A 23,401-nucleotide genomic window follows, 5' to 3' on the forward strand; every position below is an offset into this window, starting at 1 on the left:
ATGGTGAAAAGTTCTTAACCATCCGCCTGTATGGTCCGCCCCATGATTACTGCATCTTTCCAGCGCGGCATCGCCGCGGGCATCCTTTCCGCCTTGTTCGTCATCGGAACCGGGCCTGCCGCTCTGGCTCAACCCCAGCGTGGGCAGCAATCGACCCGTCCGGCCCCCGCGAAGCCGGCCGCCAAGCCCGCCCCGGCTGCCAAGACCAATCCGGCGAAGCCTGCCGCCGCAGCGGCCGCCGGAGCCGCCGCGGGCGCGGGTGCCGCGAAGGCGACGCAGGCCGCCACAGGCCCGGGCGGCGCATCGCTTCTCACCTCCTACGGCGATTGGGGCGTCTATACGGCCCAGACCGGCCGCTCGAAGATCTGCTATGCGCTGAGCCAGCCCAAGGACCGGCTGCCGAAGAACGTGAACCGGGATCCGGCCTATCTCTTCGTGTCCTTCCGCCCGGCGGAGAACGTGAAGAACGAGGTCGCCCTGGTGCTCGGCTTCGCGGCCAAGGAGAACGGCGCGGCGGAAGCCGCCGTGGGCAATGCCTCTTATGCCCTGATCACCAAGGCGTCGAATGCCTGGCTCAAGAATCCCGCCGAGGAAGGCCAGGCTATCGCCACCATGGCGAGGAGCGGAACCGTGACCGTGAAGACGCAATCGGCCCGCGGTTCGAGCTTGACCGACCGCTATTCCCTGAACGGCTTCGGCAAAGCGCTCGAGCACGCCCGCAAGGAATGCGCGTCCTAAAAAGCTCCGCACGATTGAAAATTGGCACATCTATGAGCATGTTCCGGGCTCAAGCATCGGACCAAAATTGGAAACCACTTTTGGGATCTATCCGATGCTCTGCTTTTTGAAGAGCGCATTGTTCTAGCGGAAAACCGGGACCACTTTTCGCTGACGCGGCCCTTCGGGTCCGCACAATGCGCGTGCGTCCGGAATTTTGCGTTTGAGGCTCACGGTTTCGGCGCAATCGTGCTATAAGGCACGCCAACTCCCAACAACGAGGCACGAGATTTCCCATGGCGACGGTGCTCGACATCGCCAAGCGCAACCCCAATGCAGCCCCCGTGGCCGTGAGCGATGCCGCGCGCGCGGCCGGGTTCATCGAAAAGACCGCCGAGGTGACCGTGGCGGCGGGAGCCGCCCCCGGCGGCGCTTCGCTCGTCGGCCTCACCCGCGACCAGCTCAAGGACTCGCTGGCGGCCATCGGCGTGCCCGAGCGCGAGTTCAAGATGCGCGTCGCGCAGCTCTGGCACTGGATCTATTTCCGGGGCGCCAGGGACTTTTCCGAGATGACCAATGTGGGCAAGGAACTGCGCGCCAAGCTGGCAGCCGCCTATACCCTCGCCCGCCCTCAGGTCGTGTCCGAGCAGGTTTCGAAGGACGGCACCCGCAAGTGGCTGATCCGCATGCCCTCCACCGGCCCGCTCGATAAGGGCGCCGAGATCGAGTGCGTGTATATTCCTGAAGTCGACCGCGGCACGCTCTGCGTGTCGAGCCAGGTTGGCTGCACGCTGACCTGCTCCTTCTGCCACACGGGCACCCAGCGCCTCGTGCGCAACCTGACCTCGGCCGAGATCGTGGCCCAGCTCATCGTGGCCCGCGATTCCATCGGCGACTGGCCGGACGCCACCCCGCCGGAAGGCGCCTTCGTTCCCACCGATGGCGGACGCTTCGTGTCCAACATCGTGTTCATGGGCATGGGCGAGCCGCTCTACAACATCGGCGACGTGATCGCCGCCATCGACGTCATGTCGGACGGCGAGGGCCTGACCCTGTCCCGCCGCCGCATCACGGTCTCCACCTCCGGGGTCGTGCCGCAGATGGAGCGCCTCGGCGCCGAAGCCAACACGATGCTCGCCATCTCGCTCCACGCGGTGCGGGACGAGCTGCGGGACGAGCTGGTGCCGATCAACCGCAAATACGACATCAAGCAGCTGCTCGACGCCTGCCGGGCCTATCCGGGCCTGTCGAACGCGCGCCGCATCACGTTCGAATACGTGATGCTCAAGGGCGTGAACGACTCGGACGCCGATGCCCGCGAGCTCGTGCGCCTGCTGAAGGGCATTCCGGCGAAGATCAACCTGATCCCGTTCAACCCCTGGCCCGGCTCGAAATACGAATGCTCGGACTGGGAGCGGATCGAGCGCTTCTCGGAGATCGTCTACCGGGCCGGCTACGCCTCCCCGGTCCGCACCCCCCGCGGCCGCGACATCCTCGCGGCTTGCGGCCAGCTCAAGAGCGAGACCGAGAAGCTGCGTGCCCGCGCCCGCATGATGGCCGAACAGGGCATCGGGGCGGAAGGCGTCTACGCGGTGGGGAACGGGGAGTAGGACGCTAAGTCCTGTCCTGGACCATCTCTGCAACGCCGTCAATGCGACATTGTTTCAGTGGCATCATTGCTTTATGATCTCACTGCATTTGCCGCGTCGAAGCTCAATGGTCGTAGCACGAGATGACACCGATATTCAGAGGATTGCTCGTTGCTACCATAGCGGCTCCCTATCTCTGTTTGCTGTTCACCGCGCTGTTTCAAAATGGCTTGGCTGACGCTCGCATATCTGATGCACTCGGTTTCGCTATCGGCGCGGGGACTATAGCTCTCCTCTGGTTCGGTGTTCCGGTCTTCCTGATCGGCGGCCTTGTAAGCGGTTGGCTGGAAGCCCTCGGCCTCAGGTCACGAAAGGCGATGATCACAGGCGGTGCCGCGCTTGGATGCAGCTTTCTCGCGCCCTTCCTTCTGATCGCTCAGAAGGATGACTGGATATTCCCTGTCGCGGGGATGCTCGCTGGCGCCATCTGCGGCTGGATCTATTGGCTGATCGCAATCCGGCAGAAACCTGAGGGCAAAAGCCCTATAACCTCTCTATGATCCGCTGGCTTCTCCTCATTCCCTTCGCGCTCCTCATCGCCATCGGGGCGAGTGGCACCTTCTTGCTCATCGCCAGCATCGTCGATCCGGTGATGAATATGCTGACGGGGGACACGGTCTTCGTCGGCTTCTGGTCCCTGCTGGACGCGGTGTTCTCGGCGGACGACCCCGGGCCCGTCGTGACGGACGCGTTCCTGGCCGTAGGCCGGATCGTGTTCACTCTGCTGGTGTTCCCGCCGTTGATGATCGCCATCGTCAGCGAGGTGCTGGGGATGCGCAGCCTCCTCTGGTACACGCTTGCAACAGGTATCCTCACGGCCGCCGTGCCCTGGATCCTGCGCGGCGCCGCGCGGGTCGGCTCGCCGGCGGAGTTGCATGTGAGCCTCGTCCTCGGCCTCACGGGCGCCGTCGCCGGCCTCGTCTATTGGGCGATTGTCGGACGGAACTCAGACCGTCCTGTCCCTATCGCCAAGAACCAATGAGGCAAAAGAAAAGGGAGGCGGCATGCCCCCCATACCGCCCCCGAAGTTTCGGGAGGACCTGACCGTCGGGCCAGTATTGATACTGTGTATCGATATCGCTTCTCGCGCAATTAGGCTTGTTGGACGAGTGAGGCCCTAGTCCAATCGGACGATGCGGGCTCCTCCACCGCATATGCACCCTCTGCAAGCATCGGACGCGCATTCGAAGTCAGCTTCGATGCTTCAAGGCTTTGGCTTTGCGCATCTTTCCACGTGAAACCGGCTCCCACGTTTGCGCGCGATGCTCTACCGCGCCGACGCCGTCAGGATCTTGATGGCGAAGGCCGAGAACAGGCCGGCGAAGGAATAATCGATCCCCCGCATCAGCTTCGGGTGCCCGCGCAGGAGCGCGATCACCTTGTCGGCCCCGAGGATCAGGAGCGCCCCCATGGGGGCGGTCAGCACGATGAAATAGAGGCCCAGGAACAGCAGCTTGTCGGCCGCATACGGATCGGACGCGTCCACGAATTGCGGCAGGAAGGTCACGAAGAACAGGACGACCTTCGGGTTGGTGAGATTGATCCCCACGCCCATGAAGAAGGTCTTCCAGAACGAAACCTCCGCCCGCCCCTCCTCCTTCACATGCAGGGCCGAGCCGTTGCGCACGGCGTCGAACGCCATCCAGAGCAGGTAAAGGGCGCCGACGATCTTCAGCACCGTGAAGGCCGTGACGGAGGCCGCCAGCAGGGCCGAGAGGCCGAGCGCCGCCAGCAGCGTATGCACGCCGCACCCCGCCATCGCGCCCAGCATCGAGGCCAAGCCGGCCCGGCGTCCGCCGGCCATGGTTTTTGCCAGGAACAGGCTCATATCCGGCCCCGGCGTGATGAACAGGAGGGTCGCGGCGAGCGTATAGGTGAGCAGGGTGCCTATATCGGGCAGGAAGGCCATGGGACGGATCCGAGCGGTGCAACGGCCGGATCATGCCTCAATCGCGTGTGCACGGCCACCGAAAAGCCGCTTGTTGAAAGGCCGCCTCTGCTCCATCTGTTGATCCCGGCAAAGGTTCATGGAACCATATCGCGAGAAGGACAGTCATGAAGGCCCTGCTTTTACCCACCCGGATCCGCGTCGCCCTCACGGGCATGCTTCTGGCGTTCGGGCTGTCCGCCTGCGGAATCAACAATGTGCCGACCCTGCAGGAGCAGGCCAAGGCCGCCTGGAGCGAGGTGCAGAACCAGTACCAGCGCCGGGCCGACCTGATCCCCAACCTGGTCGAGACCGTGAAGGGCTTCGCCCAGCAGGAGCGCGAGGTGCTGACCCAGGTGACGGAAGCGCGCGCCAAGGCCACGCAGATCCAGGTCGACGCCTCCACGGTCACGGACCCGGAGAAGTTCCGGCAGTTCCAGGAAGCCCAGAACCAGCTGTCCGGTGCCCTCGGCCGCCTGCTCGCCACCGTCGAGCGCTACCCGGAGCTGAAATCGAACGCCAATTTCCTGGCCCTGCAATCCCAGCTCGAGGGCACGGAGAACCGCATCGCGGTGGCGCGGCGCGACTACATCGCGACCGTGCAGGCCTACAACACGGAGCTGCGCACGATTCCCGGCCGCTGGATCGCCGCTATCGTCTATCCGGACGCCAAGCCCATGGAGACCTTCACCGCCACGCCCGGCTCCGATCGTCCGCCCGAGGTGAAGTTCTAAGCGGATGAGAAGCACCCGGTCTTTCCCTTCCCCCGCGAGGGGGGAGAGAGTTCAGGCGCTCCTCATGGCGTCGCTTCTTTTCATCCTCTTGCTCGCCAGCCTCCCGGCTCTCGCCCAGATCTTCCCTCCCCTCACCGGCCGGGTGGTCGATGCGGCCAATCTCCTGAAGCCCGAGGAGCGGTCGGCCCTGGAAGCCAAATTGAAGGCCCATGAGGACAAGACCAGCGACCAGGTGGTGGTCGCCACCGTGCGCTCCCTCGAAGGCTACCCGATCGAGGATTACGCCAACCGCCTGTTCCGACACTGGCAGCTCGGGCAGAAGAAGAACAACAACGGCGCGCTGCTCCTGGTGGCGCCGCAGGAGCGGAAGGTCCGCATCGAGGTCGGCTACGGCCTGGAAGGGGCGCTGACGGACGCGCTGTCCAAGGTCATCATCACGACCGCCATTGCGCCCCAGTTTCAGAAGGGCAATTTCGCCGGGGGCATCGGTGCGGGCGTCGATGCCATGCTGTCGATCCTCACCGGCGATGCGGAGGAATGGCACCGGAGGGCCGAGGTGCGCGAGGACAACACCACCAGCATCGACCCCGTCGTCGCCTTCGTCATCCTCCTGATCCTGTTCTTCCTGATCTCGCGGATGATGGGCGCCGGCCGGGCCGGCGCCGTCAGGCGGGGGCGCCGTGGTCCCTGGATCGTCACGCCCGGCGGCTGGTCGGGCGGGAGCGGATGGTCCGGCGGCGGTGGCGGTGGCTGGTCCGGCGGAGGCGGGTTCTCGGGAGGGGGCGGCTCGTCGGGAGGCGGCGGCGCCTCAGGGAGCTGGTAGATGATTTCACCCGACGATCAGGCGCGCCTCGCCCAGGCAATCAGCGACGTGGAGGACGACACCTCCGGCGAGGTCGTGGTCGTGCTGGCCGAGCAGGCGGGCCATTACCGCGAATTCCCGCTCCTCTGGGCGCTTCTCGCGGCCCTGGTCACCCCCTGGCCGCTGATCTGGTTCACAGGAGTGAGCACGTCGCGGATCTTCCTGATCCAGCTCGCGGTGGCTCTGACCCTGAGTCTCGTCCTCTCCTGGCCCAGGCTGCGCTATGCCCTGGTGCCGCGCTCCATCAAGCGGACGCAGGGCCACGAGGCGGCCTCGCGCGAGTTCCTGCGCCGGGGGCTCACCCGCACCCGGGAGAAGACCGGCGTGCTGATCTACCTGGCGCTCGCCGAGCATCACGCAGAGGTTTTGGCCGATACGGGGATCTCGGACCGTGTCGATGAGGAGATCTGGGCCGATCTCGTGGCTGATCTGACCGGCGCGATCCGGGATGGGCGAATGACGGAAGGGCTCCTCCAGGCGATCCGACGGACCGGCGCGATCCTGGCGGAACACGCCCCGCCCCGCCTCGACGACGTGGACGAGCTGCCGAACAAGGTGATCGTGCTGCCGTAGCGAGAGCATCGCACGCAAATGTGGGAAGCGGGCCCGATGCCTTAGAGCCCCGGACCCTTGGCGGCTCCCAGGATGATCCCGGGACGGGCCGCATCGGTGCTCTGGAGCAGCACCACGTAAGCGTCCCCGCCATTGCGGGCGGTCTCGAGCGGCACCTCGAACCGGGCCGAGCCGCCGAGCCATTCCCCGACGCGGTTCAGGCCGCGCACCACATTGGCGTACGTGATCGTCTTGCCCCGGTTCTCGCCGCGCTCGATCGGAACCGTCTGGGCCTTCAGGACAGGCAGGACCCACAGTTCGGCCGCCCGGTGCGCCGTGTCCGGGGTCTCCTCGACGAGGATCGTGACACGACCGTTCCGCTCGTCGACGGTCACGTTCACCGGCAGGGTTTTGCGCCCCTTCGACGTCGCCTGGATGGCCTTCTCGATCTGGCCCCGGTCGGAGCCGATGCAGGATTTCTTGCCGTTGACGATCATCTGCGGCGTGAAGACCTGCCGGTCGCTGCGGGAATGGGCATAGGCCTTCTGCCGCTCGGTGAAGGCTACATGGGCGAGCGTGTCCTTCCAGCCGAGATAATCCCAGTAATTCACCGGCAGGGACAGGGCGATGATGTCCGGCTGGCGGGAATACTCGACCAGGAGTTCGTCCGCCGGCGGGCAGGAGGAGCAGCCCTGGCTCGTGAACAGCTCGACGACCGCACGCGGCGGCTCCGCCAGAGCAGGTTGAAGGAGAGCGGCAAGGCCGAGGGCCGCCAAAGTCAGTGTCAAACGGAACGCCATGGTGACGCTATCGAACACGAAATCGACCTTGAGGGAAACTCACGTTACGTTGAGCGTCGACCGAGAAGGGGAATCTAAGCGGATGCTTTGGCCGGAACCCGCCAGCGGCGGTGCATCCACAGCCATTGCTCCGGATATTCCCGCACCCATTCCTCCACTACGGCGGTCATGGCCTGCATGGCGCCCTGCACGTTGATCTGCCCGTCGGGATCGCGGGGCAGGTCGAGCGGCGGCGTGAGCTGCAGGCGGAAGCGGTGGTTGGGCAGGCGAATGACCCTCACCCCGTGAACCGGGCAGTCGAAGCGGCGGGCGAACTTGCCGAGGATCGGGTTCACCAGGGCCGGGCGGCCCATGAAGTTCACGATCACGCCGCGGGTGAAATGCTGGTCGATCAGCATGCCGAGATGGCCGCCCTTCTCCAGGGCGCCCTGCATGGCGAAGGCCGCGCCCTGGCGGGCCGCCTCCAGGTTGCCCATGGTCTCGCTGCGGATCTCGTGCAGGACGCGGGCGATGGCCGGATCGTTGGGCGCGCGGAACACCGCCGTGGTGTCGAGCCCGAAACGCGCCGCGCAGATGGCGGGCAGCTCCCAATTGGCGAGATGGGCTGAGAAGATGATTCCGGGCTTGCCGTCGTCCCGCAGGGAGAGGAAGTGATCGATGCCGTCGACCTCGGTGCGGCCGGGCGCCGTGCTGTCCGGGTCGAAATCGAACAAGCGGCCGAGATGGGGATATTCGCCGCCCGTGCGGCCGAGATTGTCCCAAGCCGCGAGCGCCAGGGCCTTCACCTCGGCCTCGGACTTCTCCGGATAGACCGCCCGGATATTGGCGAGCGCCGTCCGGTGCGCCCGCAGCAGCGGGCCGAAGGTGCGGGTGAGCGCAGCCCCCACGGCGCCCGAGCGCTCCGGGCCCAGAAGCCGCGAGAAGGCGAAGACGCCGCGCACGACGCCGACCATGACCGTTCCGATCAGTCGCGAGGCGAGGTTGCGGGAGCGGTGGGGTTGGTGCACGTCGTTTCGGTTCCTGGCGCGAAGAGCCGGCGAGAGGCCGGGCTTGGAAAAAGAAAAGGCCCCGCGTCTTTTTCGCGGGGAGCCCGTTTCGTCAAGATCTGTGATGACGCGGCCGGTTGTATGAGGTCAGAACGTCACGATCACCTTGCCGAAGACCTTGCGGCCTTCGAGCCGCTCGAGGCCCTTCTGGAATTCGTCGAGCGGGAAGACAGCGTCGATGACCGGGGTCATGCCGCCGGCCATCTTGTCGAGCGACTGGGCGATGTTCTCGATCCGGCAGCCGAAGGAGCCGAAGATCCGGTATTGCTGCTGAAAGAGCTGCATCAGGTTCATGGTGGTGGAGACGCCGCTCGTCGAGCCGCAGGTGACGAGGCGTCCGCCGCGCTTGAGGCACAACAGCGAGCCGTTCCAGGTCTCGGCGCCCACATGCTCGAACACCACGTCGACGCCCTTGCGCTTGGTCAGGCGGCGCACCTCGCCCTCGAAGCGCTCGGTGCGGTAATTGATCACATAATCGGCCCCCAGGGCCTTGGCCTTCTCGCCCTTCTCGTCGTCACCCACGGTCGTGTAGACCGTGCAGCCGATGGCCTTGGCCATCTTGATCGCCGCCGTGCCAATCCCCGAGCCGCCCGCATGGACGAGGATCGACTCGCCCGGCTCCAGCTTGGCGTTGTCGAACAGCATGTGCTGGACGGTGCCGAAACCGATGGGCGCGCAGGCCGCCTGCTCGAAGGAAACGCCCTTCGGCACCGGGATGACGAGCCGCTCGGGCCGGTTGATCAGCTCGCGGGCGAAGCCGTCGATATGGAAGCCCATGATGCCGGCCACGTTCTCGCAGAGATTGTCCCAACCTTTGCGGCAGGCGCTGCAATGGCCGCAGGTCTCGGCCCCGTACATGGTCACCGGATCGCCCACCTTGAAGCGCGTGACGCCCTCGCCCAAGGCCGCGATCTCGCCCGCGGCCTCCACGCCCACCGCCTGCGGCATCTTGCGCTTGGCGAAGGCCATGCCGCGGAAGCCCCAGACATCGAGAAAATTGAGGGCGAGCGCCTTGACCCGGACCTGCACCTCCCCGGCGGCGGGCAGCGGCGGGGCTTCCATCTCGGTGATGCGAAGATCACGGTCGCCGAAGAGTTGGAGAGAGCGCATGGGTAAAAATCCTACTCCGGGAATCCACATCTTTCAGTGGGATTAGACGTGGATAGCCGGTACAAGCCCGGCCATAACGGATACATCCGTTGGGCGGATTAAAGTGTGAGCAGACGAATGACAAGTTTTGTATGGCTCACAAATCGATGCAAGGCTCGTTAACCCTCTCGACTTCCAGGGCAAGCTGCGAAAAGGCGAGTGATTCTGTTTTGAGCCTTTTGCCACGATGACATCGTCCGATCATTCGCGCCGATCTCGGCTCCCGGACCCTGATCAAGAGAAAGGTCAAATTCATCCCGGATTCTTTCTCCGACGGTAGATTGCTCCTCAAATGTCTTTGAGTAGAAGCTAGAGAACGGGTCAGACTTCGGCCTCAATGCGAGCATAGGCAGCCATGACCTGGAACACATCTGCCATCTCGGTATGCATTTGAGTTAGCTTCGAGAACTCGTCATCGCTTAGTTCACGGCTATCGTCTTCACCAAGCCAACCTAGACAGGCTGCCATGTCACGCTCGAAATAACTACAAAGCCCATAAGGGCGCACGGGATCGCAGGATGGGACTGGCCAAAGATCCGCCTTGAACAATTTCGGGGCAGAAACCTTCCAAAAGAAGGGAAGACAACGCGCAAGGATGATGTGATCAGTAGTTAGATTGAAATCTTGGCCCCCAATATCGTAATGGCCAGGGTCGATCTGTGCAGATTGAAAAAAGAGGTTAAGGATACCAGCCATCCTTGCATGCTGCAGTGCGAGTTCCGCCGGAGAACCGGCGCCAAATACCTCAGCAATGTCGCTTAGGATATTTCCCGATCCATAGGGACTAGAAGCATCTACGCAGGGCGCTCCAACCTCGACTGTATCATTCGCCATATTCCATCCGAACCGAGTTCGGCGGATCAAGGCAAGATGGCGATCCGTCAACTTAATCGACTGTAAGTTTTCAGTGGGTTCATAGCTTTCCCAAATACCCCAAACATCTTTTAGTATAACAGGTTTTGCTTCTTCTCTTTTGAGCGCACAGTAGCGCTTTAGAGCAAACCACATACGGTTCAGGAAATAGAAGAGCATTAAACCAATTTTCTCAAAGGATATGCCAACCCCCTTTATGAAACTGGAGATTAGACGAGCGCTCTAGTATTGCGAATTCCTACCGATGCACGCCCAGCATCGAGGTCAGGCCGCCGTCGATCGGCAGCACCGTGCCGGTGATGTAGGCGGCGGGGTCGGACATGAGGAAGGCGGCGAGACCCGCGATTTCCTCCGGCTTCGCGAAGCGTCCGGCCGGGATCTGTTTTTCCATGTTGTCGCGATAGGCCGCGTAGGGCGCCATCATGTCCGTGTCGATGAAGCCAGGCGCGATCACGTTGACCGTGACGCCGCGCTTGGCGGTCTCGACGGAGAGCGTGCGGCAATAGGAGATCAGCGCCCCTTTCGAGGCCGCATAGGCGGCATTGCCCGGATTGCCCTGAAGGGCCGCCACCGACCCGATGGCGACGATTCGGCCCGCCTTGGCGCGGATCATGCCGCGCATGAGAGCCTTGGCGATGCGGGTGAAGGACCAGAAATTCACCTGCATGGCGGCTTCGGCCTTGTCCTGCTGCATCATGGCGGCAAGCGCGTCGTAGGGCTGGCCGGCATTGTGCACCAGGCCGAAGAAGCTCTCGCCCTCGATGGTCTCGCAGAAGGCCTCCAGGGCGGCCTTGTCGGCGAGATCGACTTCATGGGCCTTGATGCTCCGGCCGGGATGGGCCTGCATCAGCTCGCCGGCCAAGGCCTTCGCAGCCTCGCCGGAGGACCGGTAGGTGAAATCCACATCGTGGCCGGCGGCGGCGAGCGCCCGCACGATGGCGGCGCCGACACCCTTGCCGCCGCCCGTCACCAGAACCCGGGTCATGGTTTAAGCCCCTTTCGGCTCGGCCCCGAAGACGAGGCAGGTGTTCTGGCCGCCGAAGCCGAAGGAATTCGACAGCACGTAGTTCACCTTCGCGTCGCGGGCCACGTTCGGCACCACGTCGAGCGGGATCGCCGGATCGGGCACCTGGTAGTTGATGGTCGGCGGAATGCGGCCCGTGGCCATGGTCAGGAGCGACATCACCGCCTCGACCGCGCCGGCGGCCGTGAGCGTGTGGCCGATCATCGACTTGTTCGAGGAGATCGGAAGGCCCGCCATGCGCTCGCCGAACACGGCGGTGCAGCTCATGGCCTCCATCTTGTCGTTCTCCGGCGTCGAGGTGCCGTGGGCGTTGATGTAGTCGATGTCCTCAGGGGAAACGCCCGCATCGTCCAGGGCCTGGCGGATCGCCGTGATGGCCGGCATACCGTCGGGCGAGGATCGGGTGCGGTGGAAGCCGTCGCCCTTCTCGCCGCAGCCGAGCACGTAGCCCAGGATGGTGGCGCCCCGCGCCTTCGCGCTCTCGGCGTTTTCCAGCACGAGGGCGGCCCCGCCTTCGCCCATGACGAAGCCGTCCCGGTTCTTGGAGAACGGCTTCGAGGCCGCTTCCGGGTTCTCGTTCTGGGTTGAGAGCGCCGAGAGCAGGGAGAAGCGGATAAGAGATTCCGGATTCACGGAGCCGTCCGTGCCGATGCACAGGGCCGCATCGGCTTCGCCGCGCCGGATGGCCTCGACGCCGAGCTGGATCGCCGTGGCGCCGGACGAGCAGGCCGTCGAGAGCGAGATCGGCGAGCCTCGGGTGCCGAAGCGGTCGGCGACCCGGTCGGCCACCGTGCCGAAGATGAAGAGGTCGTGCCAGGGCTTGAAGCGGCCGGAACCCGCCGCCTTCAGAAGATCCTTGTAGGTGATGTCGCCGGTCTGGCCCGAGGCCTCGGCCAGGGCTTGGCGCTGCGGCCATTCCATCTCGACCGGGGGCACCGCGATGAACAGCGCCCCGGGAAAATCCTCCCGGGCGAGGCCGGACTGGCCCACGGCTTCCTCGGCCGCCAGCATGGCGAGGCGCTCGGACAGCATGGGGGCGCAGAAGGGCTCCACGTCGACATGGTCGATCGTACCCGCGATCGTGGTGCGCAGGCCTTCCGTCGGGAAGCGGTTGATGCGGTGGATGCCGGATTTGCCGGCCGTCAGAGCCGCCCAGGTATCGTCCTTGCCCTGGCCGAGGGACGTGACCACGCCCATGCCGGTGACGGCGACGAGGGGACGGCCCTGTCTGTCGCGGAGTGCCATTGCCTTCTCCTCAAGCCTTGGTGAGCCGGACGGCGCCTTCGCCGCGCCAATGGCCGACGGAGGTGACGAGAGCCTCGCCGGCTTTCCCCTCGGCGATCAGTCCTGCGGCGAGCGCCACCCCGGTGGCAGCCTGCGCTTCGATGGTATGGCCGACGAGATTGCCGGTGGCATGGACGGCCGCGCCGGGCGCGATGTCCTTCAGGGCCGCCTGCTCCTCTTCCGTGATGTCCTTGATGCCAGTAGCGCCGGACAGCACCAGGTCGGGCTTCGCCCCGAGCTGCTTCGCCAGGGCGTGGAGCGCTTCCTCGACGCTGCCCGCCCGGCGGCGGGCGCGGTCGGACGCGATCCCCGCCACGACGGCGAGCGGCTTGGCGCCCCGCGCCTCCGCATGCTCGCGGGATTCGAGCACCAGGAAGCAGGCCCCGGAACCGAGGATCATGCCGCCGCCCTCGGCGGGGCGCTCCCAGACGGACGCATAGGGCTTCTTCCAGAGGAAGCCGCCCATTTCATAGATCAGGAGCACGTCGGCCCGCTCGGCATTGTAGGCGCCGCCGACGAGGAAAATATCGTCCTGCCCCGAAGCGATCCGCTCCCGGGCGATGCGTAGCGCATCCACGCCGCTCGATTCCTCGCCCATGAAGGTGCGCGAAGCGCCCGTCACGCCATGGACGATGGAAATGTTGCCGGCCAGGAGATTGGACAGCTGCGCCAGGAACAGGGTCGGGCGCAGGTCGCCCATGAGGCGCTCGTTGAGGAAGACGCCCGGATCTTTAGCCTGCCGCAGCCCCGTGAGGATCTGCCCGTCGACCGCGTAATCCCGCTCGCCGCCGCCGGCCGAGACGATGAGCTGCATCCGGCCTTTCAGGGCTGCGTCGTCCTTCGCGCCGGCCGCATCCAGGGCGAGGCCCGCCGCGTAGCAGCCGAGCCTCTGCCAGGCCTCCATCTGCCGCTGGTCGGATTTCTTGGGGATCTGCCGGTCCCATTCGAGCGCCACCACCGGATGGACCGGGAAGGGCTCGAAGGTCGTCGTATCCGTGTTCGGAGCGCCGCCGGCCGCGAGCGCCGCCAGATGGGCGTCCAGGCCTTCGCCCGCACCCGATACGAGGCCTATTCCCGTGATGACCACATCCCGCATCAAACTGTCTCCTCCAGAAGGCCGATGCGGCGCGCCTGGGCGCGCATCTGGCCGTCCATGCCCTCGGGGAAAGGCATGATCCTGAACCGCAGCTCCGCATCGCAGATCGGCTTGCCTTCGGCCAAGATCTTGGCCTTGGTCACGGCATAGCCCGAACCCTCATGCTCCAGCTGGGCCTGGATGGTGAGCACCGTACCCGGTCCGACGAAGGTGCGAAAGCGGGCCTTGTCGACGGCCATGAGGAACGGCATGTGGGTGAAGCCCATGAGGCCGAGCACGAGATAGCCGGAAGCCTGGGCCATGGTCTCGGTCAGGAGCACGCCGGGCACGAGGGGATGGCCGGGGAAATGCCCTTCGAAAACAGGACTTTCCATGGGCACCGTGGAGGTCACCTCGATCCGCTTCGTCTCGCGGTCGAGGCTGGTCACCCGGTCGATCATTTCAAAATATTCGAGGCGCATTGTCTCTTGCGGAACCTGTTCCCCCTCCCCCTTGTGGGGAGGGGCTAGGGGTGGGGGTGTCAGCGCAAAACTGGATCAACGTGGCGCTACCACCCCACCTCCAACTCCTCCCCACAAGGGGGAGGAGGGCTGCGTCGCGCCTCCCATCCCAGGGTAGCATATCGAAAAATCGGCCCGCCGGGATGGCTTGCTTGTCTTTTTAGGCCTGCTTGGCGGCCACGAGGGCGTCGATGCGCGCCACGAGGTTCTTCAGGACGAAGTATTCCTCGGCGGGAGCCTTGCCCTCGTTCACTTCCTGCGTCCACTGCTCCAGCGGCAGCTTGATCCCGAAGGCCTTGTCGATGGCGAACGCGATGTCGAGGAAGGCCAGGGAGTCGATGCCGAGATCCTCGATGGCATGGCTCTCGGGGGTGATCTGCTCGCGCGGGATATCGGCGGTCTCTGAAATGATGCCGGCGACGGTCTCGAAGGTGGACGACATGACGCCGCTCTCCTGAACTGCTTGTTGGTCTCAACGATCCAGCGCCGGCAAGCTCTCAAGGCCCGGTGTCCAGCCGCTCTTCTCGTCAAGGAGGGTTGTTTCGAAACGCACCCCTTACACGACCGGCCGCAGACCGGCAACCGATTGGTTGCATTCCGGGAGCATCGGACCCAAAAGTGGATTTGTCCTTTCGGGATTTATTCGAGGCGCAACCCTTGAGGAAGGTATTGTGCGGAGGCTTCTTTTCCGCCTGCGGCAACTACTTGAGGGAGATGCGATTGATTATTCTGCCCCCATCGCCGATAAGGGCCGCCTTCGGCCGAAACCCGAATGATCTTACATTGACGACAGATTGCTTGGATCGACGTGTTCAACCGGTTCCTCAAGCCTGAAATCCGCTATGCACGCCGCATGGCCCGCATCGCGCGCTGGGACCGGCCCGTCGAGGGTTTGTCCGGGCGCCTGCGCGCCTGGGCCCACATGCTCCTGGCCGATCATGGGGTTTTCCGTCTCTTCTACCTCAACAAGCACCGGGTGACCGACCGCCTGTGGCGCTCGGCCCAGCCCGCCCCGCATCAGATTGCCGCCCTCAAGGCCGAGGGTGTGCGCACCATCATCAACCTGCGCGGCGGCCGCGAGCACGGCTCCTGGCAGCTCCAGAAGGAGGCCTGCGAGCGGCTCGGCATCCATCTGGTGGAATTCGTTGTCCGCTCCCGCGGGGCGCCGGACCGGGAAACCCTGCTGTCCGCCAAGGAATTCTTCGACACGATCGAGTACCCGGCCGTCCTGCACTGCAAATCGGGCGCCGACCGGGCGGGCTTCGTCGCGGCGCTCTACCTCATCGTGTTCGAAGGCAAGTCCATCGACGAGGCCCAGCGCCAGCTCTCCGTGCGCTTCGGCCATTTCCGCTTCTCGAAGACGGGCATCCTCGACGAGTTCTTCGATCTCTACCGCCGCGAGGGCGAGGCCCAGGGAATCCCGTTCCTGACCTGGATCGAGACCCGGTACGATGCCGAGACCCTGGAGCGGAACTTCCGCCCGAGCTTCTGGTCGAGCCTCCTGGTCGACAGGATCATGCGACGGGAATAGGCGGTCCGGGTTTTGCCCCTCCACGTCATCACCGGGCTCGTCCCGGTGATCTCGTTCGGAAAAGCGCAGCGCTTCACGGAATCGGGATAGCCGGGACGAGCCCGGTGATGACGTGGCGTGGGCAGATCCTACGACACCGCCAGGCTCGGCTCTTCGTCGTCGGAGAGCTGCAGGCGGTGGAGGCGTGCATAGGCGCCCCTCTGGGCGATCAGGGCCTCGTGCGAGCCCGTCTCGGCGATTTGCCCGCCTTCCATCACGACGATCTTTTCCGCGTTGCGCACGGTCGAGAGGCGGTGGGCGATGACCAGGGTGGTGCGGCCCTTCATGAGGCGCCGGATCGCGTCCTGGACCAGGCGCTCCGATTCGGAATCGAGGGCGCTCGTCGCCTCGTCGAGCAGCAGAATCGGGGCGTTCTTCAGGAAGGCGCGGGCGAGCGAAATGCGCTGGCGCTCGCCGCCCGAGAGGCGTCCGCCGCCGGGACCGACGGACGTGTAGTAGCCGTCCGGCTGCCTGAGGATGAAGTCGTGGGCCGCGGCGGCCTTGGCGGCCGCGACGATCTCCTCCTCGGTCGCATCCGGCCGCCCGAAAGCGATGTTGGCCCGGATCGTGTCGTCGAAGAGGATCACGTCCTGGCTCACGACCGCGACGGCGCGACGCAGGCTGGCCAGGGTCACGTCCCGCACGTCCTGCCCGTCGATCAGGACGGCGCCCTGGTTCACGTCGTAGAGACGCGGCACGAGGGATAGGAGGGTCGATTTGCCCGAGCCGGAGCGGCCCACCAGGGCCGTGGTCTGGCCGGCTTCGGCCACCAGATCGACGTGATCGAGCGCCACCGCCTCGCCGTCGTAGGAGAAGGTGAGGTTCGAGAAGCGGATCTCGCCGCCTTCCAGCACGAGCGGCCGGGCTCCGGGCTTGTCCTGGATCCGGGGCGTCTCATCCATCACCGTAAAGGTTCGGTGCAGCGCCGCAGCAGCCTCCTGGACGATGGCGTTCAGATTGCCGAGCGCCCGAATCGGTTGCGCGGCCATGACGAGGGCGCTGACAAAGCCCGTGAAGTCGCCGACCGTGCTGTCGCCGGACATGATCCGGCGGCCGATCAGCATGAGCACGAGAGCGACGGCGACGCCGCCGCCGGTTTCCAGGATCGGATCCATCCGCCCGCGGGCATTGGCCGCCTTCATCTTGAGGTCGCGTACGTCGTCGAAGGTCCGGGCGGCCTTGGCCTTGAGGTAGCGCTCGAGCCCGTAGGTCTTGGCGATGCGGGTTCCGGCCAGACTCTCGGTGATGAGGCTCGCCATCAGGCCGGTCTGCTCCTGGGTCGTGACGGCGACCCGGCGCAGCTTGCGGCCGATCTGGTTCACCGGATAGGCGAAGAAAGGCGCGATGACGGCGGCCACCAGGGTCAGGACCGGGTCGATCCAGAGCATCGCGGCAACCAGCGCAATGATCGTCGTGATTTCGCGCAGGAATACCGTCGAGAGACGGGTGAGCGCCTCCCGGATGAAAGCGAAATCCGTGGTGAAGCGCTGGGTCAGGGCGGCCGGGCTCTCGCGCCCGATCTGGGCGAGATCGGCCTCGATCAGATGGCCGTAGAGCGCCGTCTGCATGTCCGCCTCGATCCGCGTCACCACCTTGTTGGTGAGGATCGTCAGGGCGAGCAGCGAGAAGCCCTTCACGGAGGTGACGGCGATCACGAACAGCGGCGCCAGCAGGATGGCCTGCGCGTCCTTCGTCTCGAAGGCGTCGAAGGCGGTCTTGATCAGGACCGGATAGAATCCCGTGGCGATCGACACCAGGGCCACCAGCAGGAGAACCAAGCCCAGGGTCTTCGCGTGCGGACGCATCCAGTCGCGCCACAGGCGGCTGATCAAGGGAAGGGTGTCGCCCCGGAGGAGGCTCTTGCGGGCCATGCTCTGCCTTAAGGAAGTTCTTATTTCGTGAGGTTCGCGGTTAGCACGCAAAGGCCCCGGGCGGCAAATCCTCCGCCGGCCGAAGATCGATGGATATGGCCGTACCGCTTCCGGTCGGGCCTGCTTTCCCTCTCGACAGAGCCGCCGTTCCGTGGCTGCATGGCGTTATCGTCGCACTGGAATCCGCCATGACGCTCGAAACCTGGCTCGCCTTCACGGCCGCCTCCGCCGTGCTGCTCGTCATCCCCGGGCCGACCATCCTTCTGGTCGTGTCCTATGCCCTCGGGCAGGGCTGGCGCACCGCCCTGCCTATGGCGGTCGGAGTCGCCCTGGGGGATTTCACCGCCATGACCCTGTCGCTCCTCGGCCTCGGAGCGCTGCTGGCCGCCTCGGCCACCCTGTTCACGGTGCTCAAATGGGTGGGGGCCGCCTATCTCGTCTGGCTCGGAATCAAGCTCTGGCGGGCCGGCGGAGCACTCGACGCCAAGCCACGCACGGATGCGACATCCGCGCTCAGGATGCTCGGCCATGCCTGGCTCGTCACGGCGCTCAATCCGAAAGGCCTGACCTTCTTCATCGCCTTCCTGCCCCAGTTCATCGACCCGAAGCTGGCGCTCCTGCCCCAGGTCGGCGTCTTCGCCGCGACCTTCCTGATCCTCGCCTTCGCGAACGTCCTCACCTACGCGCTGATCGCCTCGCGGGCCCGCAGCGTCGTGCAGAGCCCGCGAACCATGCGGGTGATCAACCGGACCGGCGGCAGCCTCCTGATCGGCGCGGGCGTCGCCACGGTGGCGCTGCGAGCGGGACAGGGGTGAGCGGCGGTCGGGGCCTCCGACCGCCTCGTTTCATACGGCCCTGAGGTGGCGGATGGGCTTTCCGGGCGCGATCATCTCGGCGGCCGCGATGATGCCCTGCGCGTCGATGCCGAAATGGCGGTACAGGTCCTTGATCGTGCCGGTCTGGCCGAAATGCTCGACGCCGAGCGAACGCGTGCGGTGGCCCATGACCGAGCCCATCCAGGCCAGCGTCGCCGGATGGCCGTCGATCACCGTCACCAGCCCGCAATGGGGCGGCACGTCGGCGAGCAGGCGCTCCACATGGGAGCGGGCATGGACGAGCCCGCGCTCGCGGGCGCGCTGCGCGGCCGTCCAGCCGGCATTGAGCCGGTCGGCGGAGGTGATCGCCAGCAGGCCGATGTCGCGCCGGTCCTCGGCCATGAGCCCCACGGCCTCGATCGCCTCCGGCGCGACCGCTCCCGTATAGGCCACCACCACCTGGGCGTTCGGGCCGGGCTTGCGCAGCCAATAGGCCCCGGCCATGATCTCGTCGGCGAGATCCGCCGTCATCGCCCGCTGCGGCTGCTCGAGGCTGCGGGTCGACAAGCGTAAGTAAACCGAGCCGCCGGTCTCGTCGCGCAGCCAGGTCGTCTCGTTCGGCTCGCCCTCGCCGTCGCGCTGCATGTAGTCGAAGGCCCAGCGCATGATCACCGCCAGCTCGTCGACGAAGGCCGGCTCGAACGAGGCGAGCCCATCCTGCGCCATGCCCACCAGGGGCGTGCCGATGGATTGATGCGCGCCGCCCTCGGGCGCCAGCGTCACGCCCGAGGGCGTCGCCACGATCATGAAGCGGGCGTCCTGGTAGCAGGCATAGTTCAGGGCATCGGCGCCACGGTAGATGAACGGGTCGTACAGGGTGCCGATGGGCAGGATCCGCTCCCCGAACAGGGAATGCGACAGCCCGAGCGCCGAGAGCACGATGAACAGGTTCATCTCGGCGATTCCGAGCTCGATATGCTGGCCCTTTGGCGAGAACTCCCAGTTGTAGGTCGAGGGAATCCGCTCCTTCTTGAACGTGTCGACCAGGCTCTCGCGGGCGAAGAGGCCGCGCCGGTTCACCCAGGCGCCGAGATTGGTCGAAACGGTCACGTCCGGCGCCGTGGTGACGATCCGGGAGGCCAGGGCCTGGTCGGAGCGGGCAAGCTCGTTGAGGATGAGGCCGAAGCCCTGCTGGGTCGACATGGCGGGGTTGGCCGGGAAGGCGAGCCGCTCCGGCACCGGCACCTGGGGGGCCGTGTAGCGCCTTGTCCCCTCCTGGATGAACGGCACTTCGTTCAGGAAGCGCTCGATCTCGGCCGGTGGAGCCTCGAGCCCCTCGAACTTGTCCCATTCATGGCCCGGACGGACCCCTTGCGTGGCACGCCAGGCCTCCATCTGGGAGGGCGTCAGCATACCGGAATGGTTGTCCTTGTGGCCGGCGAGCGGCAGCCCGAAGCCCTTGATCGTGTAGGCCAGGAAACAGACCGGCCGGTCGTGCGTCCTCGCCTTCTCGAAGGCGTCGAGCAGGCTCGGCAGGTCGTGCCCGCCGAGATTGGACATGAGCCGCGCCAGCTCCTCGTCCGAGCGCTTTTCGATCAGGCGCGTCACCGGCCCCTGGTCGCCGAGATCGTCCAGCAGGCGCTTTCTCCAGGCGGCGCCGCCCTGGTAGGTCAGGGCCGAGTAAAGCTGGTTGGGGCAGGAATCGATCCAGGCCCGCAGGCGGTCTCCGCCGGGCTCCTGGAACGCCTCCTGCATCAGGGAACCGTGCTTGAGGATCACCACGTCCCAGCCGAAATTGCGGAACAGGGCCTCGAAGCGCTCCCACAGGCCCTCACGGATCACCGCGTCGAGGCTCTGGCGGTTGTAGTCGATGATCCACCACGTGTTGCGGATGCCGTGCTTCCAGCCCTCCAGCAGGGCCTCGAAGATGTTGCCCTCGTCCATCTCGGCGTCGCCGACGAGCGAAATCATGCGGCCTTCGGGCTTGTCCTTGGCCCAGCCATGGGCCTTCACGTAATCCTGCACGAGGCTGGCGAAGAGCGTCTGGGCGACGCCCAGTCCCACCGAGCCCGTGGAGAAGTCCACGTCGTCGATGTCCTTGGTGCGGGACGGATAGGATTGCGCGCCCTTGTAGCCTCGGAAGTTCTCCAGCTTCTCGCGGGTCTGGCGGCCGAAGAGATACTGGATGGCGTGGTAGATCGGGCTGGCGTGGGGCTTCACCGCCACCCGGTCCTCGGGTTTCAACACCGAGAAATAAAGCGCGGTCAGGATCGTCGACAGGGACGCGGAGGAGGCCTGATGGCCACCGATCTTGAGCCCGTCCTCGTTGGCGCGCAGGTGGTTGGCGTTGTGGATCGTCCAGGTCGAGAGCCAGAGCACCTTCCGCTCGAGTTCCTTCAAGATGCTCAACTGCCGCGCGTCCGCCATGCTTATCCTCCCAGCCTTGCGTCCATTGCCAATGATATTTGTATCGTGGCGACTATTCGGCCCGAACCCGGGTGCGAAGTCGCTTGTACGGGGATGGCTTAAGCCGATGGGGCTAAAATGCGGCTTTATGCTGCTTTGGCAATACTTCTTACGCCCAATAACCATGCAGCGGCGGACCATCGGATCGCAAGAACGGAAGCCTATTTCTGCATGTCACGTCGAGGTCCGCTAAGACGCGTCGCCCATACGCCGATGTCGACCGCTTCCCTGGCCCGTAAGCTCCCCATCGACCGGGAACTTGCTGCGCAGCCTTGGCGCTCTTGCGATCCACAGACACAGATGTTACTCTGTAACTATTAGGAATATATCACAAAATCCGAAATCGCAGCCTCGCTCTGGGACATCGAGACATGATGAGACAAACCATCACAACGGCCGCCTCGGCGCCCGTCATCGACAACATCCAGAACGACACGATCCGGACCTGGGTGGGCAATACCCCGATCGGAATCGATGTGGACGGCGATGCCGAGATTACAGCCGAGACCGAAACCTTAAGCTACCTCTGGATTTTCTTCCACGAAACCTATCGTCATGAGGGAGATCGCCTGGGGGTGCAGACGCTCCCGGGGATCGAGATCAATCCGGACTTCGAGCCCGGCAGCGAGGTCAAGGTCGGCGGGATCACGATCGGCGTCATGGCCGAGGATGCGGGCCCGCAATGTCTCAGCATCAATTTCCATGAGGGCGTGGCGACCAAGGATCTCGTGCAGCAGCTTCTGCGCGCCGTCACCTACACGAACGTCTCGAATGATCCTGGGCTGGTGCACGATACCTATATCGAGATTTATCTCGGTGACGCCAACGGGCAGAACAGCCAGAACATGATGAGCGTTACCGTCGCGCCCGAGGATATGACCGTCCTGACCCAAGGGAAGGATGTCATCACGGGAACCCCCGAGGATGACGTCTTCCATGCCTTCTGGACGAGCGTGTTCTACCAGGACAGGATCGACGCGGGAGACGGCGACCAGGACATGTTCATCATCGGCGGCGGTGGCGAACCTGACGGCAGCGATTTCCATATCTCTATCATGGAAATGTTCAAGGGCTTTGAGATCATCCGCAGCTCGGCGGCGCAGGAAGACATCTTCATCAGGAATGACCAGCTTTCCGGGATCAAATCCTTCATTGGCGGCTCGTCCAACAATGCCAAAGCGGATCGCCTCTTCATCGAAGGCGGCGGGGCTGATCTTAGAGGAATGACGTTCGCCAATTACAGCTCAATCCGCTTGATGGATGGGGATTCCATCTTGACGGTCGACAGCAAGGATGTCGCCAAGCTCTTCGTGGGAGGTTCTCAATACGAGACCCTCGTGGTGGATGGCGCGTCGTTGGATGCGGATGAGCGCTTGGCCATTCACCGCAATGGGATCGACGAAATCAGGATCCTAACCGGGCCGAATGCCGGAACCTACAAGAACGCCGTGCCCACGGTGAACAATCTCGCGGGCGACCGCGTGACGATGTCTCCCGGACAGATCGTCCATATCGACGCCGGCGGTAACGCCGCCCTGTCGGATGATGACGTTTTCATGGATTTCTTCGCCGTATATATTTATCAGAACGCCGATCCAGGCGATCTGCTCGGCATTGATGCCTCGGGACGCATCAAGACGCCCGATGGCATCACGGCGGATGGCCGTATCCAGTTCGACGGAGAGACTATCGGGATCTTCCGATTCGATGCCGGACCCGCGAGCTTCCGCGTTGATTTTAACGAGAAAGCAACTCTAGCTGCCGTCAACGAACTGGTTCACTCCATCACCTATACCCATACGTCCGGACGTTTGAACCGCTCCGTCGAGATCGACTTCGCCTTCGGCGATTCCGGCAGCCGCCATACCTGGGCCACCGTTACCGTGGATCCGGGCGATACAGGCACACCGCCGACGGTGCCGAGCGATCCCGTCACGCCGGACGTTCCTGTGACGCCGATTGAACCGGTCAAGCCCATCATCGGCGGCCGGGGCAACGACGTCCTGAAGGGCAAATCCGTGGCGGACATGATCGAGGGGAATCGGGGTGCCGACAAGATGTGGGGCGGCAAAGGCGCCGATACCTTTATCTTCAAGACGAGCAAGGACAGTGGCACCACCGCTAAGACGCGCGACACGATCTACGATTTTTCCGCCCGCGAAGGGGACAAGATCAGCCTGAAGGCTATCGACGCCAATACGCGCAAGGTTGGAGATCAGGCCTTCAACTTCATCGCCAAGAAAACTTTCCAGAAGAAGGCTGGCGAGCTTCGCTTCGAGAAGATGTCCGGCGGCATCGTCGTGCATGGCGACGTGAACGGCGACGGCAAGGCCGATTTTTCCATCGCTTTGAAGGGCCTGAGCAGCATCGCCAAAAGCTATTTCATTCTCTGATTTCGAGACCTGCGGAACCTAGGCCCTGTTAGGCCTTGAGAGCGTTATCCCTTTGCCGGATACAGAGGGAGGT

At 64.6% G+C, this 23,401-nt stretch carries 22 protein-coding genes; 10 read left to right on the forward strand and 12 right to left on the reverse strand.

Going from position 1 to position 23,401, the window contains the following annotated elements:
• Window positions 1-42 precede the first annotated feature (42 nt).
• From OC446_RS17695 to OC446_RS17710, 4 genes are all read left to right on the forward strand, one after another.
• On the forward strand, window positions 43-738 hold the full coding sequence (locus OC446_RS17695) for a hypothetical protein (RefSeq protein ID WP_262030342.1): 696 nt from the start codon (window positions 43-45) through the stop codon (window positions 736-738).
• Window positions 739-1,013: 275 nt separating this feature from the next.
• On the forward strand, window positions 1,014-2,327 hold the full coding sequence (gene rlmN / locus OC446_RS17700) for a 23S rRNA (adenine(2503)-C(2))-methyltransferase RlmN (protein WP_262030343.1): 1,314 nt from the start codon (window positions 1,014-1,016) through the stop codon (window positions 2,325-2,327).
• Between the two features lie 122 nt (window positions 2,328-2,449).
• Window positions 2,450-2,866, forward strand: coding sequence for a hypothetical protein (locus OC446_RS17705; protein ID WP_262030344.1), 417 nt, complete (start codon window positions 2,450-2,452; stop codon window positions 2,864-2,866).
• Entirely contained in the window at window positions 2,863-3,348 is a 486-nt protein-coding gene (locus OC446_RS17710) for a hypothetical protein (RefSeq protein ID WP_262030345.1), read from the forward strand. The genes OC446_RS17705 and OC446_RS17710 overlap by 4 nt, the downstream gene beginning before the upstream one ends.
• A 285-nt stretch (window positions 3,349-3,633) precedes the next feature.
• On the opposite strand, the gene OC446_RS17715 is transcribed toward OC446_RS17710, so the two are convergent.
• A complete protein-coding gene (locus OC446_RS17715) occupies window positions 3,634-4,275 on the reverse strand; it encodes a LysE family translocator (protein WP_262030346.1) in 642 nt (213 codons plus the stop codon).
• 146 nt (window positions 4,276-4,421) lie between these two features.
• Here OC446_RS17715 and OC446_RS17720 point away from each other — a divergent pair, with 146 nt between their 5' ends.
• Genes OC446_RS17720 through OC446_RS17730 form a run of 3 tightly spaced genes read left to right on the forward strand, consistent with a single transcriptional unit; the run spans window position 4,422 to window position 6,462 of the window.
• On the forward strand, window positions 4,422-5,027 hold the full coding sequence (locus OC446_RS17720; protein WP_410055088.1) for a LemA family protein: 606 nt from the start codon (window positions 4,422-4,424) through the stop codon (window positions 5,025-5,027).
• A 4-nt stretch (window positions 5,028-5,031) separates the two neighbouring features.
• Window positions 5,032-5,850, forward strand: a complete 819-nt coding sequence (locus OC446_RS17725; RefSeq protein WP_410055089.1) for a TPM domain-containing protein — start codon at window positions 5,032-5,034, stop codon at window positions 5,848-5,850.
• Window positions 5,851-6,462: a TPM domain-containing protein gene (locus tag OC446_RS17730; protein WP_262030348.1), complete on the forward strand. Its 612-nt coding sequence runs from the start codon at window positions 5,851-5,853 to the stop codon at window positions 6,460-6,462.
• 41 nt (window positions 6,463-6,503) lie between these two features.
• Here OC446_RS17730 and OC446_RS17735 read toward each other — a convergent pair whose 3' ends face one another.
• From OC446_RS17735 to OC446_RS17775, 9 genes are all read right to left on the reverse strand, one after another.
• Window positions 6,504-7,259 (reverse strand): DUF1223 domain-containing protein, encoded by a 756-nt coding sequence (locus OC446_RS17735; protein WP_262030349.1) that lies wholly within the window; start codon window positions 7,257-7,259, stop codon window positions 6,504-6,506.
• Window positions 7,260-7,315: 56 nt separating this feature from the next.
• Window positions 7,316-8,248: a lipid A biosynthesis lauroyl acyltransferase gene (locus tag OC446_RS17740; RefSeq protein ID WP_262030350.1), complete on the reverse strand. Its 933-nt coding sequence runs from the start codon at window positions 8,246-8,248 to the stop codon at window positions 7,316-7,318.
• A 126-nt stretch (window positions 8,249-8,374) separates the two neighbouring features.
• Complete coding sequence (locus tag OC446_RS17745; protein ID WP_262030351.1) at window positions 8,375-9,397, reverse strand: zinc-binding dehydrogenase; 1,023 nt, start codon at window positions 9,395-9,397, stop codon at window positions 8,375-8,377.
• 360 nt (window positions 9,398-9,757) lie between these two features.
• On the reverse strand, window positions 9,758-10,468 hold the full coding sequence (locus OC446_RS17750; protein WP_262030352.1) for a hypothetical protein: 711 nt from the start codon (window positions 10,466-10,468) through the stop codon (window positions 9,758-9,760).
• A 79-nt stretch (window positions 10,469-10,547) separates the two neighbouring features.
• Window positions 10,548-11,294, reverse strand: a complete 747-nt coding sequence (locus OC446_RS17755) for an SDR family NAD(P)-dependent oxidoreductase (protein WP_262030353.1) — start codon at window positions 11,292-11,294, stop codon at window positions 10,548-10,550.
• A gap of 3 nt (window positions 11,295-11,297) precedes the next feature.
• Complete coding sequence (locus tag OC446_RS17760) at window positions 11,298-12,578, reverse strand: beta-ketoacyl-ACP synthase (protein WP_262030354.1); 1,281 nt, start codon at window positions 12,576-12,578, stop codon at window positions 11,298-11,300.
• 10 nt (window positions 12,579-12,588) lie between these two features.
• Window positions 12,589-13,713, reverse strand: coding sequence for a beta-ketoacyl-ACP synthase (locus OC446_RS17765; protein ID WP_262030355.1), 1,125 nt, complete (start codon window positions 13,711-13,713; stop codon window positions 12,589-12,591).
• The gene (locus tag OC446_RS17770; protein WP_262030356.1) at window positions 13,713-14,174 is read right to left on the reverse strand and encodes a 3-hydroxyacyl-ACP dehydratase FabZ family protein; all 462 of its coding nucleotides are present in this window, start codon (window positions 14,172-14,174) and stop codon (window positions 13,713-13,715) included. The genes OC446_RS17765 and OC446_RS17770 overlap by 1 nt, the downstream gene beginning before the upstream one ends.
• Before the next feature lie 199 nt (window positions 14,175-14,373).
• Window positions 14,374-14,655 (reverse strand): acyl carrier protein, encoded by a 282-nt coding sequence (locus OC446_RS17775; RefSeq protein WP_009490841.1) that lies wholly within the window; start codon window positions 14,653-14,655, stop codon window positions 14,374-14,376.
• A gap of 366 nt (window positions 14,656-15,021) precedes the next feature.
• Between OC446_RS17775 and OC446_RS17780 the strand changes: the two genes are divergently transcribed.
• On the forward strand, window positions 15,022-15,744 hold the full coding sequence (locus OC446_RS17780; RefSeq protein WP_262030357.1) for a fused DSP-PTPase phosphatase/NAD kinase-like protein: 723 nt from the start codon (window positions 15,022-15,024) through the stop codon (window positions 15,742-15,744).
• A gap of 128 nt (window positions 15,745-15,872) precedes the next feature.
• Here OC446_RS17780 and OC446_RS17785 read toward each other — a convergent pair whose 3' ends face one another.
• Window positions 15,873-17,654: an ABC transporter ATP-binding protein gene (locus OC446_RS17785; protein WP_262030358.1), complete on the reverse strand. Its 1,782-nt coding sequence runs from the start codon at window positions 17,652-17,654 to the stop codon at window positions 15,873-15,875.
• Between the two features lie 188 nt (window positions 17,655-17,842).
• On the opposite strand from OC446_RS17785, the gene OC446_RS17790 reads away from it, so the two are divergent.
• Complete coding sequence (locus OC446_RS17790; protein ID WP_262030363.1) at window positions 17,843-18,469, forward strand: LysE family translocator; 627 nt, start codon at window positions 17,843-17,845, stop codon at window positions 18,467-18,469.
• A gap of 30 nt (window positions 18,470-18,499) precedes the next feature.
• On the opposite strand, the gene OC446_RS17795 is transcribed toward OC446_RS17790, so the two are convergent.
• Complete coding sequence (locus OC446_RS17795) at window positions 18,500-20,896, reverse strand: transketolase-like TK C-terminal-containing protein (protein WP_262030359.1); 2,397 nt, start codon at window positions 20,894-20,896, stop codon at window positions 18,500-18,502.
• Between the two features lie 410 nt (window positions 20,897-21,306).
• Between OC446_RS17795 and OC446_RS17800 the strand changes: the two genes are divergently transcribed.
• The gene (locus tag OC446_RS17800; protein WP_262030360.1) at window positions 21,307-23,328 is read left to right on the forward strand and encodes a M10 family metallopeptidase C-terminal domain-containing protein; all 2,022 of its coding nucleotides are present in this window, start codon (window positions 21,307-21,309) and stop codon (window positions 23,326-23,328) included.
• The last annotated feature ends 73 nt before the right edge of the window (window positions 23,329-23,401 follow it).

This window comes from Microvirga sp. Mcv34, assembly GCF_024519725.1.
In the GTDB taxonomy this organism is placed as follows: Bacteria; Pseudomonadota; Alphaproteobacteria; order Rhizobiales; family Beijerinckiaceae; genus Microvirga.